Consider the following 16,900-nt stretch of genomic DNA (forward strand, 5'->3'; position numbering starts at 1 on the left):
AGGGAGGCGATACTCCTTCTTTAAAATTTTTTAGCTGAGAGTGATTTTGTATGGTTTTTGAACGGTTAAAAAACAAAGAACAACTATATACTGTTGTTGTCTCTCTTTTAGGGATGTGTATATTTGCTACAGAGGTTGATATCCATTCTCAATCCTTAAAAGATTGGGTTTTAGTATATATATTGACTGGTTCTGTCGTTTTGTTGAATCTTTTTCCTATTATCTTGCCCCCTAAAGCTAATTCTTTTTCAATGGATTCTGCTGTTTACTTGGCTACTCTGTTTTTATATGGATTGAACTTTACGTTACAGGTTCTTTTTATTTTTAGTTTGATAGAATTGTATCGTAATCAACGAATGTCTGCATGGAGACATTTATTTAATTTCTCAATGTATTGTTTGATGATATCAGGTGCTTATTACTCATTTTTATTCTTCGATGGGAATATTGGGAAGATAAATGTCCATCATTTACTTCCTTATTTGATTAGTTTGCTAGTTTATTTTAGTATTAATGTATTATTGATTTTTCTTTTCTTCTATTTCATTGGACAAATATTTAAAGGTGCTCTAGAGTTAGGCGTCTTAAAAGAGGCGTGTGTTGGTTATTCAGTAACATTGCTTCTTTCAATGGTTTTAGCCATTTTATTGTCGGAAGAGAAATATTTTGGCTTGTCCTTATTTATTATTTTAGTAACGATATTGTCTATTGTTTTTAGGAAATTTTCGGAATTATACCAGTTAGTATCCAACCGCGCCAACAGAGATCACCTCACCGGCCTATACAACCACGGTTTTTTCAAAGAAACGCTCAAGGAGCAGTTTTCTGACTGCAAGATGCTCAAACAGCCGTTGACCTTGGCGTTTTTGGATCTGGACGATTTTAAAAAATACAATGACCGGAACAGGCATTTGCAAGGAGATCGTTTGTTGGCCTTTTTTGGGAAGCTGCTGCAACAAGCGGTGGAAGGGACGAATTTTACGGTTGCCCGCTATGGCGGGGAAGAGTTTGCCATTTTAATGCCCAACACGACGAAAGAAGACGCGTACGCGTTTTTAAACCGGTTGCGCAAAGAAGTGAACGATACATATTTTGAAGGCGTCGAGCATATTCCGTATCGTTGCCTGTCGTTTTCGTGCGGCATCGCCGAGATGGAAAAAGATATGTACGAAAGCGAGGAATTGATCCATCGCGCCGATCAAGCGCTGTATTACGCCAAGGCGCAAGGGAAAAATAACGTGCAATTGTATGATAAGCATAATATGTGCCTGGATGAAATTAAGTTTAAACAAGACTTGGAAGCGCTCGAGCAGCAAGTGAAGTTTTTTCTTTCAAAAGACGTCTACACATACCGCCATAGCAAACGGGTGTTTAAATATGCGGTCGAGTTTGGCAGCTGCCTCGATGAGTTGACTGATCACGAGCGGCAGACGCTCATTTTGGGAGCGCTCATTCACGATATCGGCAAAATCGAAGTGCCGCGCGATATTTTAAATAAGCAAGGGAAGTTGGAAAAACACGAGTGGGAGATTGTCAAGAAACATGTCACATGGGGGCGGGAAATCATTGCGGCGGAGAAGCGGTTTGATGATTTGCTTCCGCTCATCGAACTGCATCACGAACGGTATGATGGAAAAGGGTATCCGTACGGGCTGAAAGGGGAAGAAATCCCGAAACTGGCCCGCATTTTGTGTATTATCGACTCGTTTGATGCCATGACGACGGAACGGCCGTACCAGCGGACGAAAACGTTCGAAGAGGCGGTCGAGGAAATCAAGCGCTGCGCAGGGACGCAGTTTGACCCGGCCTATGCGGCGAAGTTTATCGCGTTTGTGCGCGAGCATTATTTGCCGCTAGCTGAGATGCAACAACTGAATTGAACAAGGGAAAGGAGGGGCTGACCCAAAACGCGAATGCGTTTTGGGATCAGCCCCCACTTTTTTGCCTCAAATATAGAAGAATCGCCCTTTTTTCTGGTAGAATAGAGTCACCAAAACCACTACCACCGAAAGAAGGGCGATTCTTTTATGAAACATGATCATATTTCCTTTAAAGAGTATACCATGGACAACCTCTCTTTGCCAAGCAACATCGCCGATCTCATTCCACGGGATAACATGGCCCACGTGGTTCATGAGATGGTTGAACGCATCCCGATGGAGACGTTTCTTGCTTACTACAAAGGAGGGGGCGCCTCCGCCTATCATCCGAAAATGATGACCAAAATTCTCCTTTACGCTTACACCCAAAAAATGTATCATGGCCGTGAGATTGCACGGCAGCTCGAAGTCCACCTTCCCCTCATGTGGCTAAGTGGATTTCAAAAGCCGGACTTCCGTTCCATCAATCGGTTTCGTTCGGAGCGGATGAAAGACCTGATTGACGACCTGTTCCGGGAAATGATCACGCTGCTCGTGGCCGACGGCTATGTCAAGATGGAAGATTATTTTGTGGATGGAACGAAAATTGAAGCGAATGCCAACCGGTACACCTTCGTTTGGCGCAAATCGGCTGAGAAGTACCAGGAGAAACTCCAAGCCAATGTCGATCGGCTGATTGCCCAGATCGAGGTGATCGTGGAAGAAGAAAAGGCGGAAGACATCGACCCTTCGCCGGCCTTTACGTCAGAAGAAATCCGAAAGAAAACCGAGGAGTGGGAAAAACGGTTGGAGGCCGAGCCGGACAACCAACCGTTGAAGAAGGCCATCAAGAAGATGAAGGAGGACTACTTGCCCCGCAGTGAAAAGTATGAACACCAACTCCATGTATGCGGGGATCGCAACAGCTATTCCAAGACCGATGTGGATGCCACCTTCATGCGGTTGAAGGAGGATCACATGCGAAACGGCCAGCTCAAGCCGGCCTATAACGTACAGGTGGGTTCTTCCGGCCAATTTATTTTGGGGTATTCCCTTCATCAGAGGCCGGGCGACACTCGTTGTCTTCTCCCGCATTTGGAGACCGTTCGAGAGAAGTACGGCGTGGAACCCGAACGTTTGATCGCTGACGCGGCTTATGGCTCGGAAGAGAACTACGTGAAGCTGGAAGAGAAGCACATATCGGCCTTGATCAAGTACCATACGTATGAGAAGGAGAACACGCGCAAGGTCAAGAAAAATCCGCATCATCAGCAGAATTGGACCTATGTGGAAGAAGAAGACGTTTGGATTTGCGCCAATGGGAAAAAGCTGGTTCGCACCGGAACTTCGAAACAGACCACGGAATCAGGATACACCTCGGTCACCCGACACTACCAATGCCATGAATGCGAAGGATGTCCGTTCCGTTCGGCCTGCACGACTTCCAAGTATGGACGAACCACGCAATGGAACCCCGTCTATCATGAACAAAAACAGAAAGCCCGCGAACGGTTGGAGAGTGAAGAAGGGCAAGCCCGATACCGCCAACGCCAAACCGACATTGAGAGTGTATTTGGGCAAATCAAACAAAATCGCGGGTTTCGTCGCTTTGTCCTGCGAGGCCTCCAAAAAGTTTCCATCGAATGGGGGCTGGTTTGTGCTGCCCACAATCTTCTCAAAAAAGCCGCTAGGGACAAGCAATTGTCCTTGGTGGCGTAAATGAGGGGGAGAACAGAGTCGGAATTTTGGGCTCTTCACCACAAGTTGTACTTGATCATTGAAGATCGGTGTGCATAGAGAAAATAGAGGGTACAAAAAATGCGAATTTTCCTGTATGGTAAAGGTGTCCAAACCAAACCATTGGAGGAAAATTCGCATGTACGCTCAGTTTATCAAAGAACTCATCGATTTACCAGATGTTTTGATTCAAAAGGTGCGAAAAGAAGAAGAACGTTGGATTTTCGAACTTTCTCTTCCTGAACAATGCCCGTTATGTCCTGTTTGCTTGAAACGCACGATCAAAATGACAGGAAAAAAGAAGCAATGGATGCATGGGTATGCTCAACGGATCGGCATCTTTTGGGTGGAACTCCCTGTGGAGCGTAGACGTTGTTGTACATGTGGCATGACATTCAGCACGTCTTATCCCGGAATTTCCCCTCGAAGTGCAGCGACGGATGCGTTTCAGCAATGGGTGGCGCAATCTTGCATCGGAACATCCATTCAGGCGGTGGCTCGTATGCTCAAGCTTCCGTACACGACCGTTGAACGCTGGTTTTATACCCATGCCCCTTCCTATCGAATGACATCCAACCAAAGGCAGTTTGTGTCGATGAGTTTGCGTTTCGAAAAGGACAGGATTACGGAGTGGAAGTCATGGATGCCGAAACGGGAGAAGTGTATGCCGTTGAAGCAGGAAAGAACGAGGAAGCCATTGGACGTGTGTTGGCTCCTGTGTCTGGTTCTGTTCAGTATGTCGTGAGTGATTTGGCTCCAGCGATGAAAAAAGCCATTCAAGGGGGGTGTCTGGAAGCGAAGCATGTGGTCGATTATTTTCATGTGATTCAATTGTTTACGGAAGCGTTGGATCGATGCCGCCAATCCTTCGGAAAAGGGAACAAGAAACACGGGCATGTTCGGTATGTTTGCCGCTGATTGACCCAGTGTCCCGAGAAACTCACCGAGGAGGAGCGCCAAACGGTGCGAAAGTGGCAGAAAGAGAGCGATTCTTTGCAGGCTGTCTATCAATCCCTTCAACATTTTCGTTATGTATCCAAAAGCCAAAACGAGCGACAAGCGAAACGTCGTTTGAACGCCTGGGTTCATCGGTATTTGTTTTGTCCTTGTTCTGCTGTTCGCGCCATCGCAAAATCACTCGTCAAACGAACAGACGAAATCATATCGTGCATTTTATCCCCTTATTCAAATGGGAAAATGGAGGGAACAAATAACAAGATCAAGCTGATGAAACGTCGGGGATACGGATACAGAAATATCCAGCGTTTTGCATTGCGGGTTCGGCTAGAAACAGCTAACATACTTTCATGACAGGTGCAAGTACAACTTTTGGTGATGAACCGAATTTTGTTCCGTTTGGTAAAATATACAAAAACCAGAGAGGGCTGACTGTAAACTAGCACATTATTTCAGAATCCCTTTTTCAAATTATTTCAGGCGGATTCGGAAATAATGTGCAAAATTTTTGCGGATTGTTCCGGATTTTGCACATTCTTTCGGAACGTTTGCACGCTCTTTCAGATGAAGATTTCCAGCGCGCCTGATGGACCTATGGAAAAGAGAAAGCACAAAAGAGGCCGATTCGGCCCCTTTCGTGCTAATACCCCATTTCCTCTGCGGCCATGCGCACCATTTCTTCGTCAATGGCGTCCTTTTTCAGCTGATACCCGTATAACAGGCACGTCGTGGCCAACGTGTTGATCACCCGAGGCCATCCCCGCGACTGCAGGGCAATCGCCTCTAACGCCGATGGGGTGAAGATCGGATGCTTCGCCCCGGCCTGTTTCATCCGATGTTCGATGTAGCCCGCCACCTCTTCCTTCTCCAGCGGCCCCATCCGGTATCGCATGATGATCCGCTGGTCGAGAGGGCGGTGCTGATTGAGCCGCAGCTTCCCCTGTAAATGGGGCAGCCCGGCCAAAATCAAGACAAATGGGTTGGTCGAATCCATCTCAAAGTTGAACAAGATCGCGATGTCCTGTAAAAATGCATCCTTCGCTAAATGCATCTCATCCAAAATGAACACCGGCGTGATCCGCCGTTCATGATACAATCGCTCGATCGCCTGCTGGATTTGGCGGAAGAGGTCTACCTTGCGGTACTTCGGTTCCTCTCCTAATCCCAAGGCCAGTCCACGGTAAAAATCCATCACGCCTCCGGTGGATAACGGAAAGTAGACGACATGATACAATGATGGATTCAATGACTCTTTCAGCGCCCGAAGGGCGAACGTCTTGCCCGCCCCCGGCTCTCCGATCAACAGCCCGATCCCCCGGGTTCGTTTCACGTACTCCAGCGCCCGCAACGCTTCCTGAAATGACGCCCCTTGATACGCCTCGGACGGGTCTGTTTCTTTCGCAAACGGCTCCCGCGAAAGGGAGTAAAACGATTTATACACCGTGTTCTCCCTCCTTCGCCGGAATCGCCGCAAACGGGGACCGATGGCGTTTTACATAGGCATTGTCCTCCAAACGCACCCGAATGGCTTCCGCCACCCGTTTGCCATCTTCGTACACATAGACGCCTCGTTCGTCATAGCGGAGCTCAATCGATTGCCCAATGAACCGAGGCGGCACTTCGTATAGCTGTTTATTCAGGGTGATTGTGCCATCGGCTTTCACCTTGCGGTGCTCCCGTTTCAGAAAAATCGCATCCAGCCAATCGCCATCTTCGATGAACGACACGAGATGCACTTGCGATTGAAACACCTCATGCGGCGTTTTTCCGTCCAGTGAGGCGTGCGGTTTTCGATGATACTCCTCTTCAAGCCACTTCCAAAAACGCTCGTTCAACTCGTCAAGCGATTTCGGCGGATTCAGCTCCAACAGTGGATAAAACCGTGTCTGTACGGTGCGGAAGAACCGTTCGATTTTTCCCTTGCTTTGCGGGTCATACGGCTGGGTGTGGATGAGTGTAATCCCCATCTCGGCGCACGCATACTGCAGCACCTCGGACCGATAAATTTTCCCGTTGTCCGAGTAAATGCGTTTCGGCTTCCCGCAACGAAGCACCGCTTCCTTCGTGACGATCCGCAGCCCGTCAAACTTCTCCGAAGGGAAAAATTGGGCATATGGCACTAACCGCGAGCAGTCATCGATATACGCGATCAAAAACGTTTTCTGGGCTTTCCCATGGACGCGAATCGTGGGTCCATGGGATAAGTCCCCTTGCCAAAGCTCATTGATCTGGTCATACGCAAAGCGCTTTCGCTCCGGCATCGGCAAGATTTCTTTCCCGACAAGGTTGTGTTTTTTCAATAATCGGTATATAGTAAAGTAAGAGATATGGTTTTTTGGGATTTCCCCCTGCTCGATCAGGTGTTCGTAGAACACCGTCACGGGCATGGTGGGATGTTCTTTTCTTAGGGCTAAAATATGATCCTCATCATCGGGCGACAGACGCCTTGAGTGGCCGCGGTCCGAACGGCGCTTCGGCTTTAAGGCGTCAAAGCCCCCTTTTTTGTATCGGGTGCACCAATCGAGGATCGTCTTGGCTGCGATTCGTTTGTCTCCCTGGTGGGGAACATGGTGCACTCGCTCGCTCACCTCTTTCAGATACGTCTTCGGTTCCACCTGCCCATTCACCAACGGAGCGATTAGCCCGTACCGAAACAGGGCAATGTCGTGTCTCATCGACTCATTCATTCAAATCTCCTCCTTGTCTCACTTGGAATCAGGACCGTTCCGGTCCGTCTGCCCTTATCGTACCGAATTGCTTTTTCTCCGTCGATAGGAAAGGTTTGTGGGAACCGAAACTATTTCCAATTTAGGGTATGTATGTAAAATCAGGATCCCATTTAATTCGCAAAAGGGTGTCGGAATCCGCCCTCCCACATCTCTCTGATGGCCGAATCAAGACCGTGTTCCTCTAACGTCTGGATCCACCAAGAAGCCCGTTCCTTTTCTTTTTTCACGATAGGGCCTATGATCCTCCACCGCCTCGCAAAAAAGCTGTGAAGGCTTGATAGGTTTCGGTAGAACCGTCGGACATAAAAGATGATGCCGTCCTTTGTCGGGAGAAACGGAGCCTGGTTCGTCCTTTCGGTCAATCCCAACTGCTCTTTCACGACTTGCCATATGGCGGACAACGTATACTGAAAATACGGGAGGAGAAAGGAAGGCAGCACACTCACCGTCTTCAAGCATTCCCGACAGCGATACCGGACAATCCAAATGCGATAATCACCATGTGGGGTCAATGCGTTTCGCTCATAGTAACCGTGGCGGTGCAACGGGCGCTTGGCCCGGCAATGCGGACACTTTTTCAGAAGAGGGAAGTCGTTTTCTTTTCCACGCTCTGCATACGTTTGGACGTCAATGCCAAAGTCATGAAATTGGATCACGTCCTCCTCCCCCTCCTATGAACCGATGGATTTTCTCTTCCGAAATAATTCACAAAAAATTTAGCACATTCTTTCAGAAAAGGGGAGAGGGCTTTCTGAAGGAATGTGCAAAAAAATGTCTCTTTTGTTCCGAAATAAAGTGATAATTTACAGGCTGACTCCAAAAGTCCGCTTTTTGGCGGACTTTTGGGTCAGCCCCTTTTTTGTTTTTCACCGTTTTGCCACACTTTTGCCAAATAATGTTCACTGATCTTGGAAATGAAGTGATTTTTTGCACAGGGGAGGTCAAGGGCGGGTGGCTATAATGGTAAACGAATTTCTCACTGTAGAAGGAGGAGGGGTATGAAACAAACGGTCGTCATTTTTCTCATTAGCGCTTTGATCGGTTTGGCTGGCGGTTATTCGTATTTTCAGTTGGGAGGAACGAAAGGAGAGACGAATGAGACGCAGGCAGGAAAACAAGAGACGGCTCAATCGTCCCAACCATCAGCTTCGACAGAGGATGGGAAGGGGGCGGGCAAGACAAAAAACGCTAGTACGCAGGACGGGACTATCCTGCAACAAAAAGGTTGTCTCTCTTGCCACTCTGTTTCCAAGCTTAACTTGCAAGGAGGGACGACCGGTCCGGATTTATCGAACGCTTATCGAGAAGTCGAGGGCAAACACGGCAAGCCGATTGAAGAGTTTTTAAAAGCGCCGACGTCTGCGGTGATGTCTGGGGTGATCAAATCGAATCCGCTGACAGATGAGGAGCGGGCCGAAATTATTGCTCTCTTAAAAGAAGCATCCGAAAAGTGAGAAACGATGGGAGGAACGAGAGTGAAGAAAAAAGTGATTTCCGCGTTGTCGGGGTTGGCAGTTGGAGTGTTGGCGTCAACTGTCTTTTTCGGCAATTTTTCCACTCCTGATACCGTTTCGACTGCATCAGCCAAAACCGATGCGGAAAAAGTGTACGTTCCGTTTGGTGAAAAAGATGAATATTACTTGTTCGCCTCTGGTGGCCACTCGGGGCAAATGTTTATTTACGGGGTGCCGTCGATGCGGCGCATTCGCACGGTTCCTGTCTTTTCGACCGATCCGGCGACCGGCTACGGCTGGGATACCCATTCGAAAAAAATGCTTGGCGGCTATACGTGGGGCGATTTGCATCATCCGGCTTTCTCGGAAACGAATGGAGAATATGACGGCAAGTATATGTTTGCGACCGATGTGGCGAACAGCCGGGCGGCAGTGATGGATTTGAAAACGTTTACAGTCAAAGACATGATCGAAGTCCCCAATACGAGCGGTCCGCACTGTGCCGCGTTTGTGACGGAGAATACCGAATACTTATTTTTGCCGACCCGATTTTCCGTTCCGCTCGGCCATCAGTACGCCTCGCTTGATGAGTATAGCGAAAAATACCGCGGTGTGATGAGTGCGGTCACGTTCGATGAAAAGGCGCAAAAGCTGCACATTGCCTATCAAGTTGCGTTGCCGCCGTGGTCGTACGATTTGTCCGATGCCGGGAAAAAAATCTCAAAAGATTGGGCCGTGCTGACAACGTACAATACGGAAGAAGCGACAACAAACTTGGAAATCAACGCGTCTCAAGAAGACCGCGACTTTATCGTGCTGTTTAACTGGAAAGAGCTTGAGAACATGGTGAAAGCGGGGAAATATGACAATGTCGGCGGTCAAAAAATGATCTTTCCGGAAAAGCATAAAGGGGGCATTTATTTAGTGCCGGTCGCCAAATCGCCGCATGGCGTCGATGTTACCCCAGACGGGAAATATTTCATCGCCTCCGGGAAGCTCGCCCCGTTGTTGACGGTATTTTCGTTTGAAAAGGCGTTTCAGGCGATTGAAAAGAAAGAGTTTGCCGGCGAGCGGAACGGCATCCCGATTTTGAAATACGAATCGGTGATGGAGCGGGAAGTCAATCCGGAAAACGCGCTTGGGCCGCTGCATACGCAGTTTGATGACAAAGGCATGGCGTATACGACGATGTTTATTTCGTCTGAAATTGTGAAATGGAATCCGGAAACCGGCGAAGTGCTTGACCGCGTTCCGGTTCAATATTCGCCAGGGCATGCCGTCGCGGCGGAAGGGGATACCGTATCTCCGGACGGCAAATATTTAGTGTCGCTCAACAAGTTGGCGAAAGACAGCTATTTATCGGTCGGGCCGTCCCACCCGGAATCGATGCAGCTCATTGACATTAGCGGTGACAAAATGAAAGTGATCCAATCGTCGCCGGTCGATCCGGAACCGCACTATGGGCAAATGATCAAGGCCGATAAAATTAAAACGATTGAAGTGTACCCGAAAGAGAACAACAATCCAGACGCTGTGTACAACCAAAAAGACGCCCGCATCGTCCGGAAAGGAAATGAGGTGCACGTCTACGGCATCGCAATGCGTTCGAAGTTTATTTTTGATGCCAATGCGAAGCGGCCGGACGTCATTGAAGTGAATGAAGGAGATAAAGTTGTCATCCACCTGACGAACCTTGACTTTGATGAGGACATTACCCATGGTTTTGCCATCAACCAGTATAACTTGAATATGGAAATTCAGCCGGGACAAACGAACACGATCGAGTTTACCGCCAATAAGCCGGGAACGTACCCGTTGTATTGCACGAACTTCTGTTCAGCGCTGCACCAAGAAATGACCGGGTATTTGTTGGTAAAGCCGAAACAATAAACCGAGGGGGCGGACGCGCCCCCCTGACTAACAAAAGAGGTGTGAAGAAAATGGCTGCAGCGAAACTGTCTCCGTTGTCTGCCGTCTTTGTCGGCGCGGCCGGAGGATTGCTGCTTTTGTCTTTAGCGTTTCCTTGGTGGGGGATGGATTTCATCGCTCCGCAATATCCGGAAGGATTAGAGATTATCGTTTATCCGAATCGGCTTGAAGGGGATATCGACATTATTAACGGACTCAATCACTATATCGGCATGAAGCCGTTTAGTGAAGAGAGCTTTCCGGAACTTGGCTATTTGTCCTACATCGTGATCGCTATGGCCATAGCGGCATTCATCATCGCGTTCACGAGAAGCAAAAGAGGGCTGTACGTGTTCATCGCCGCCTTTCTCATTGGCGGGGCGCTCGGTCTTTACGATATTCATCGCTGGCTCGCTGACTTTGGAACGAATTTAAACGATAACGCCCCGATCGATATCGATCCGTTTGTGCCGCCGATTTTCGGAGAAAACCGGATCGCCAACTTTACGACGTTCAGCTATTTTGCGACCGGTGCGTATCTCGTCGGTGCCGCGTTCGTTTGCCTGCTCGTTCCGCTATGGAAGGAGAGAAAAACATGAAGCGATGGCTGCTCATTTCCTTGTTCATTTTTTTCTTTTTCGATGTTCCGAAAGAAGCGGCTGCCGGCCAGACGCTGCAGCAACTGATTGACGCTGCTCCGGCTCACGGCACGATTCGCCTAACAGGCCAAACGTACATTGGCGATATTGTCATCGACAAACCGCTGACCATCATCGGCACAAAAGGCACGGTCATTCAAGGAAGCGGGCGCGGCAATGTGATTTCGATCAAAGCGCCGCATGTCACCATTACACATGTGACCGTCACGAACAGCGGAAAAAGCCGGAGCACGCAAGAGGAATACGCCGGCATCAAAGTTTATTCCGATTATAATACGCTAGAACACATAACGGTAAAACAATCGTTTCATGGCATTTACTTGAGTCAGGCGCATCACAACCGGATTGCCAACGTACGGGTGATCGGCGAACAAAACGGAGAAATCGCCGGACAAGGAAATGGGCTGCACATTTATTATTCTAATTTTAATGAGCTTGAACATAACACCATTATCGGAACGAGAGATGGCATCTTTTTTGACTACGCCAATCATAACGTCGCCAAAGGAAATGAAGTGTCTCACACCCGTTACGGGCTTCACTACATGTATTCGGATGATAACGCGTTTGATGACAATACGTTTATGCTTAATAACGGCGGGGCGGCGATCATGAACTCGAACCGGATTGTCCTGAAAAACAACCGCTTTTTCTTCAACAAAGGAATGCGCTCGTTTGGGTTGTTGCTGCAGATGGCAAATGACAACCGGATCATTGGCAATACGTTTTATCAAAACGAGCGGGGATTGTATATTGATCAGTCGAACGATAATTTTTTGCAGCGAAATGTCTTTTTGCAAAATGAGATCGGCATTGAGCTTTGGTCGAGTTCACAGCGGCAAACGTTTACGGAAAACCGGATTTGGAAAAATACGATTGCTGTCGCGCGCCTTGGCGGCGGGGACAGGAATAGGTGGGATTTTCGCGGGGTTGGCAACGACTGGGGCGGCGAAGCGGCGTTGCTTGATTTGAACCAAGATGGGAAAGGGGATTCCCCGTTTCGCTATGCGTCCTCCTTTCATAAGTTAGCGGAAGAAAATGAACTGGCGTATTTGTTTTTGTCGTCGCCGAGCTTAGGTGTCTATGAGGCGATCAACGAATGGCGGCAGACAGACGAAGTGATGGCGGTCGATCATGCGCCGCTTGTGAAAAAGACCATATCAGCCGGCTGGTGGTGGGGACTGCTCGGCTTTGGAGCCATCGCGGTGATCGTGCCGAAAAGGAGGATTCGGAGATGAGCTACATTTGGAAAGAATGGCTTGAGCTTTCGCGGGGGAAGGCGTTTTGGCTGTTTTTTCTGCTCGTTGTTGCCGCATCGCTTTCCGTATTGATGAGCGCAAAATCGTTGCCGGCTGAGCATGGACTGACTATTTTTTTGCAGATGCTGTTTGACATGAATGCGTACATCGTTCCGCTTCTTTGTTTATTTTTTGCTTCTTTTTCCGTCATGCAGGAGAAAGAGCAGCGGACGATGGTCATGATTGTCGTCAAAAGCGGGCCGCCTTGGATGTTTTTATGGAAAAAAAGCGCGGCGATCCAGCTCATTACAATGACGGTGCTTGTCATTTGGTACTTCGTTTTGATCATTCCGGCCAAGTTTTTATTTGTCTTTCATTTATCGTATTTTCTTTCTTTTTTGCTCGCCACGATGGTGCTTGTGTTTATTTTTAATCAAATTGGAATTTGGCTCGGTTTCGCGTGCAAGACGAAAATTCAGTTGATTGGCGCCAACTTGTTTGCCGCGTTCTTTTTCATTTATTTGTATGACTTTGCGCTGCTTTCTGTTTTGCCGTCGGTGACGTATGACAATGTGCATGTGTTCTCCTTCGTGTATTTTCTGCAGCCGCTTCATGCGCTCCGTTTTTACTTAGAGACGTCGCTCGGGATGTTCTCGCTCGATTATTTGTCGCGGACGATGAAAAAATTTTTCTCCTTCTCTCCCGGCGTCCTTGTTGCGCTCAATATCGCGGTCTGGGGGATGGGGGCGCTAGCGGCATCGATGCTGTGGAGCCGAAAGGGGGAAGAACGATGATTGAAGTGGCGGGATTGACAGTTTCGTACCGAAACAACAAAGTGCTTGATGATGTCCATCTTGTCATTCAGAAAGGGGAGCGGTGTGCTTTAGTCGGGCGAAACGGCGCCGGCAAGTCGACATTGATTCATAGCTTGCTGAACTTGCTTCCGGCAGCAAGCGGAACGGTGTATATTGACGGCATTGATCATCGGCGGCACGAGTGGAAAAAGAAAGTCGCCTATTTGCCGGAAAAGTTTCAGCTGTATCCTCAGTTAACGGGGGAGGAAAATGTCCGCTTTTTTGCCTCGTTGCACGGCGCGGTCGATGAAGAGCGGATCGAAGACGTTTTGCACACCGTCCGGTTATGGGAAGCGCGCCATATGAAAAGCAAGCAGTATTCGAAAGGGATGCTGCAGCGGCTCGGGCTTGCTATTATGCTGTACTACGATGCTGACTTGCTGATTTTAGACGAGCCGACAAGCGGGCTTGATCCGTTAGGAAGGGCGGACGTGCTGGCGATTTTACGCTCTTTGTCGAACAAAACGGTGTTGCTGTCGTCGCACCATATTGACGAAGTCAGGCAGCTTTGCACCCATGTCGCCTATTTGGAAAACGGGAAGATCACGAAATACCGAGTCGAAGATTTTGAGCTTAGCACACTGATGGAGGGAGAATAAAGTGAGGCAACAATGGATGATCGTGATGGCAGCGCTTCTCTTCTTGATTGCCGGGTGTCAAGGAAACGATTGGACGGTGTCGGTGAAAACGACCCCTTTTTATAAGGAAGGGACGGCTTCTTCGTTTGCGGTCGCCATCCAAAAGGACGGGAAGCCGGCGGGTGGGCTTGAAGTGACGGCGGTCTTTGAGATGGCGAATATGGATCACGGGCAAACAGTCGTCCAATTGGCGGAGAAGGAACCCGGCCTTTATGAAGGGAACGTGCAGCTGCCGATGGACGGAGAATGGGACGCTTTGTTGCAAATCAAAGACGGCGATGAGACGGTCGAAAAGCTCGTTACCCTCAAGGTGAAGAAGCAAGACGTGGCAGCGATGATCAATGGCACCGCGATTACAGCGGCAGAAGTCAAGTTCTACCAAACACGCTGGCAAATTGAGATCTCTTCGGCCATGGAAGCGGTCAAAAAGCAGTATCGCGGCGAAGAGCTCAACGAGCGGCTCAGTTATTGGAAACGGCAGTTGAATGAGACGACTGAGCCCCGCTCCGCTGTTACCCGTCTCATTGAACTGCACTCGATGGCGCTGCTTGCCGAAGAAAAAGGCTATTCAGTAGATGAACCGGCCGTTGATCGTGAAGTGGAAAACAGAAAGCGGCAATACGAAGGGAGCGAAACCGCTCAAACACTCATCCGCCAATACGGTGAGGCGGCATTTTGGAAGCAAGAACGGCGGTATGTCCAGCTCGTTTTGTTGGCGCAAAACGTGTGGAACGACATGGTAGAACAAGTGAAAAATGAGCATCCGAATGTAACGGAGGCGGAGATGCGTTTTTTGGCGCAAAAGAAGTATGACGAGTTGCTCGTTTCCCAAATCGACTCTTTGTCCATTCAACTGTATCTTTCCGGACGATAGTTTAGAAACATTGCCTGATCGGAATGAAAGGCAATGTTTTTTTGTTGTTGATGAATGATTATGATCGTTTTAAATACTACTTTTGATTAATATTGAGTGATAATGAATGTTTTTGATTGATTTTTTCGTTGTCTTGGGATATGATAGAGTTGTAAGCGATATCCCCGATGATCGGAGGTGGGAGTGTGCTGACCGAAGAACGCCACCGCCTCATTTTGGACCTGTTGGCGCAAAAAGGAGTCATCAAGCTGCAAGAGCTCGTAGAGGCGACCGGGGCGTCAGAGTCGACGATTCGCCGTGATTTGACGCAGCTTGAGACCGAAAAGAAACTGCGCCGTGTGCACGGCGGGGCGGCCTTGTTGCAGCAGAAGCGCGAAGAGTTGAGCGTGTCGGAAAAATCGCTGAAATATATCGAAGAAAAGCGGCGGATCGCTGTCTATGCGTCCAGCTTGGTACAAAAAGGAAACTGCATCTATTTGGACGCGGGAACGACCACGTGGGAAATGATTCCGCATTTGGCTGGCAAAGAGGTCATTGTGGTGACGAACGGCGTGATGCATGTCGAGCGGCTGCTTGAGCATAACGTCACGACGTATTTGGTCGGCGGCATGATCAAGCCGAAAACGAAGGCGTTGATCGGGCGCGGCGCCATCGAGTCGCTGCGGCAGTACCGCTTCGACCAATGTTTCATCGGCGCGAACGGTGTTCATTACGACTATGGCTATACGACGCCGGACCCGGAAGAGGCGCTGGTGAAATATACGGCCATGCAGCTGGCGCAGCGTGCGTATGTGCTTGCAGACCATTCGAAGTTGAATGAAAGCGCGTTCGCAAAAATTGCGGATTTGTATGAAGCGGTGTTGATCACCGATGAATTGGATGAAGAGTGGAACGATTTGTATCGAACAAAAACAACAGTAGAGGTTGTGGCTCCATGATTTACACATGTACGTTGAATCCATCTGTTGATTATATCGTTCATCTCGATGAGCTTCATGTTGGCGAACTGAATCGCTCGGTGAAAACGTTCACATTTCCGGGCGGGAAAGGGATCAACGTGTCGCGTGTGTTGAAGCGCTTGGGTGTTGACAGCACGGCGCTTGGGTTCATCGGCGGATTTACCGGCGGGTTCATTGAAAGCGAACTTCGGAAAGAAGGCATTGCCTGCGATTTTGTTCATGTCCCAGGGCAAACGCGCATTAACGTCAAACTGAAAGCGGGGCGGGAGACGGAAATTAACGGCGAAGGCCCGGCGGTTGCCGATGACGATGCCGTGCAATTGATCGCGAAAATTGGAGCGCTTTCGGCCGGTGATGTGCTTGTTCTTGCTGGAAGCGTGCCGACGTCGCTGCCGGCGGACATGTACGAGCGATTAGCGGCTCGGGCGGTGAACCAGCGCGTTCGCCTTGTTGTCGACACGAGCGGTCCGGCACTCGGGGCGCTGCTTGCGTGCCGCCCGTTTTTGGCTAAGCCGAACCATCATGAGCTGGCCGAACTGTTTGGTGTTGCGATGGTGACAAGAGAAGACATCGTGTTGTATGGCCGACGACTGGTGGAAAAGGGAGTGGAACATCTCATTGTGTCAATGGGCGGCGACGGGGCGTTTTACTTCAACGAGGAAACAGCGTTGTTTGCCGAAGCGCCGCAAGGAACGGTGAAAAATTCGGTCGGGGCGGGCGATTCGATGGTCGCTGGATTTTTGGCCGCTCAAGCGGATGGGAAATCGATTGAGGAAGCATTCGCTTACAGTGTCGCCGCTGGAAGCGCGACCGCGTTTTCGGAAGATTTGTGTACGAAAGAGGAAGTGGAAGCGCTCGTCGACCGCGTCCATATCGTGCATTTATAAATTGAAAATAAAGGAGCATTCCCGTTAGGAGCTTTTCCGGGGACTTGATCAAAAAAAGCCCTCTTGGTATGATGCAGGGGTGTCAAACAATACCTACCATCATGCCAAGGAGGACTTCAGATGAATTGTACACAAAACTATAAAATT

14 protein-coding genes and 1 pseudogene are annotated in these 16,900 nt (G+C 49.0%); 12 read left to right on the top strand and 3 right to left on the bottom strand.

Annotated features, from left to right (window positions below; translation table 11 throughout):
- Positions 1 to 113 precede the first annotated feature (113 nt).
- The 3 genes and pseudogenes from NSS88_RS16200 (at position 114) to NSS88_RS16210 (ending at position 4,907) form a co-directional block, all read left to right on the top strand.
- Positions 114 to 1,880, top strand: coding sequence for a bifunctional diguanylate cyclase/phosphohydrolase (locus tag NSS88_RS16200; RefSeq protein WP_375153695.1), 1,767 nt, complete (start codon positions 114 to 116; stop codon positions 1,878 to 1,880).
- Positions 1,881 to 2,027: 147 nt separating this feature from the next.
- Positions 2,028 to 3,578 (top strand): IS1182 family transposase, encoded by a 1,551-nt coding sequence (locus NSS88_RS16205; protein WP_201027872.1) that lies wholly within the window; start codon positions 2,028 to 2,030, stop codon positions 3,576 to 3,578.
- Between the two features lie 157 nt (positions 3,579 to 3,735).
- Positions 3,736 to 4,907, top strand: a pseudogene (locus NSS88_RS16210) (ISL3 family transposase).
- Positions 4,908 to 5,193: 286 nt separating this feature from the next.
- Here NSS88_RS16210 and NSS88_RS16215 read toward each other — a convergent pair.
- The 3 genes from NSS88_RS16215 to NSS88_RS16225 all read right to left on the bottom strand — a co-directional run bounded on the left by NSS88_RS16215 (position 5,194) and on the right by NSS88_RS16225 (position 7,938).
- Positions 5,194 to 5,994, bottom strand: a complete 801-nt coding sequence (locus tag NSS88_RS16215; protein WP_069303982.1) for an ExeA family protein — start codon at positions 5,992 to 5,994, stop codon at positions 5,194 to 5,196.
- Complete coding sequence (locus tag NSS88_RS16220; protein ID WP_341083740.1) at positions 5,987 to 7,240, bottom strand: IS481 family transposase; 1,254 nt, start codon at positions 7,238 to 7,240, stop codon at positions 5,987 to 5,989. The genes NSS88_RS16215 and NSS88_RS16220 overlap by 8 nt, the downstream gene beginning before the upstream one ends.
- Before the next feature lie 152 nt (positions 7,241 to 7,392).
- A complete protein-coding gene (locus tag NSS88_RS16225; protein WP_033011705.1) occupies positions 7,393 to 7,938 on the bottom strand; it encodes a DUF6431 domain-containing protein in 546 nt (181 codons plus the stop codon).
- 342 nt (positions 7,939 to 8,280) lie between these two features.
- Here NSS88_RS16225 and NSS88_RS16230 point away from each other — a divergent pair, with 342 nt between their 5' ends.
- From NSS88_RS16230 to pfkB, 9 genes are all read left to right on the top strand, one after another.
- Positions 8,281 to 8,736 carry a c-type cytochrome gene (locus NSS88_RS16230; protein ID WP_049626715.1) on the top strand — a complete coding sequence of 152 codons (456 nt, stop codon included), beginning with the start codon at positions 8,281 to 8,283 and terminating at the stop codon, positions 8,734 to 8,736.
- Positions 8,737 to 8,757: 21 nt separating this feature from the next.
- Entirely contained in the window at positions 8,758 to 10,626 is a 1,869-nt protein-coding gene (gene nosZ, locus NSS88_RS16235) for a Sec-dependent nitrous-oxide reductase (protein WP_341085314.1), read from the top strand.
- A 50-nt stretch (positions 10,627 to 10,676) separates the two neighbouring features.
- The gene (locus NSS88_RS16240) at positions 10,677 to 11,243 is read left to right on the top strand and encodes a hypothetical protein (protein ID WP_042382788.1); all 567 of its coding nucleotides are present in this window, start codon (positions 10,677 to 10,679) and stop codon (positions 11,241 to 11,243) included.
- Positions 11,240 to 12,541, top strand: a complete 1,302-nt coding sequence (locus tag NSS88_RS16245) for a nitrous oxide reductase family maturation protein NosD (protein WP_049625247.1) — start codon at positions 11,240 to 11,242, stop codon at positions 12,539 to 12,541. Before NSS88_RS16240 ends, NSS88_RS16245 begins: the two co-directional genes overlap by 4 nt.
- Positions 12,538 to 13,335: an ABC transporter permease subunit gene (locus NSS88_RS16250; protein WP_049625248.1), complete on the top strand. Its 798-nt coding sequence runs from the start codon at positions 12,538 to 12,540 to the stop codon at positions 13,333 to 13,335. The genes NSS88_RS16245 and NSS88_RS16250 overlap by 4 nt, the downstream gene beginning before the upstream one ends.
- Positions 13,332 to 13,994: an ABC transporter ATP-binding protein gene (locus NSS88_RS16255; RefSeq protein WP_049626713.1), complete on the top strand. Its 663-nt coding sequence runs from the start codon at positions 13,332 to 13,334 to the stop codon at positions 13,992 to 13,994. Before NSS88_RS16250 ends, NSS88_RS16255 begins: the two co-directional genes overlap by 4 nt.
- Position 13,995: 1 nt before the next feature.
- Entirely contained in the window at positions 13,996 to 14,907 is a 912-nt protein-coding gene (locus NSS88_RS16260; RefSeq protein ID WP_341085321.1) for a FixH family protein, read from the top strand.
- 185 nt (positions 14,908 to 15,092) lie between these two features.
- Positions 15,093 to 15,845, top strand: a complete 753-nt coding sequence (locus NSS88_RS16265) for a DeoR/GlpR family DNA-binding transcription regulator (protein ID WP_055358266.1) — start codon at positions 15,093 to 15,095, stop codon at positions 15,843 to 15,845.
- Positions 15,842 to 16,753, top strand: a complete 912-nt coding sequence (pfkB, locus tag NSS88_RS16270) for a 1-phosphofructokinase (protein ID WP_049626711.1) — start codon at positions 15,842 to 15,844, stop codon at positions 16,751 to 16,753. Before NSS88_RS16265 ends, pfkB begins: the two co-directional genes overlap by 4 nt.
- The last annotated feature ends 147 nt before the right edge of the window (positions 16,754 to 16,900 follow it).

It is taken from the genome of Geobacillus sp. FSL W8-1251 (assembly GCF_038005945.1).
GTDB classification, from domain to species: domain Bacteria; phylum Bacillota; class Bacilli; order Bacillales; family Anoxybacillaceae; genus Geobacillus; species Geobacillus stearothermophilus.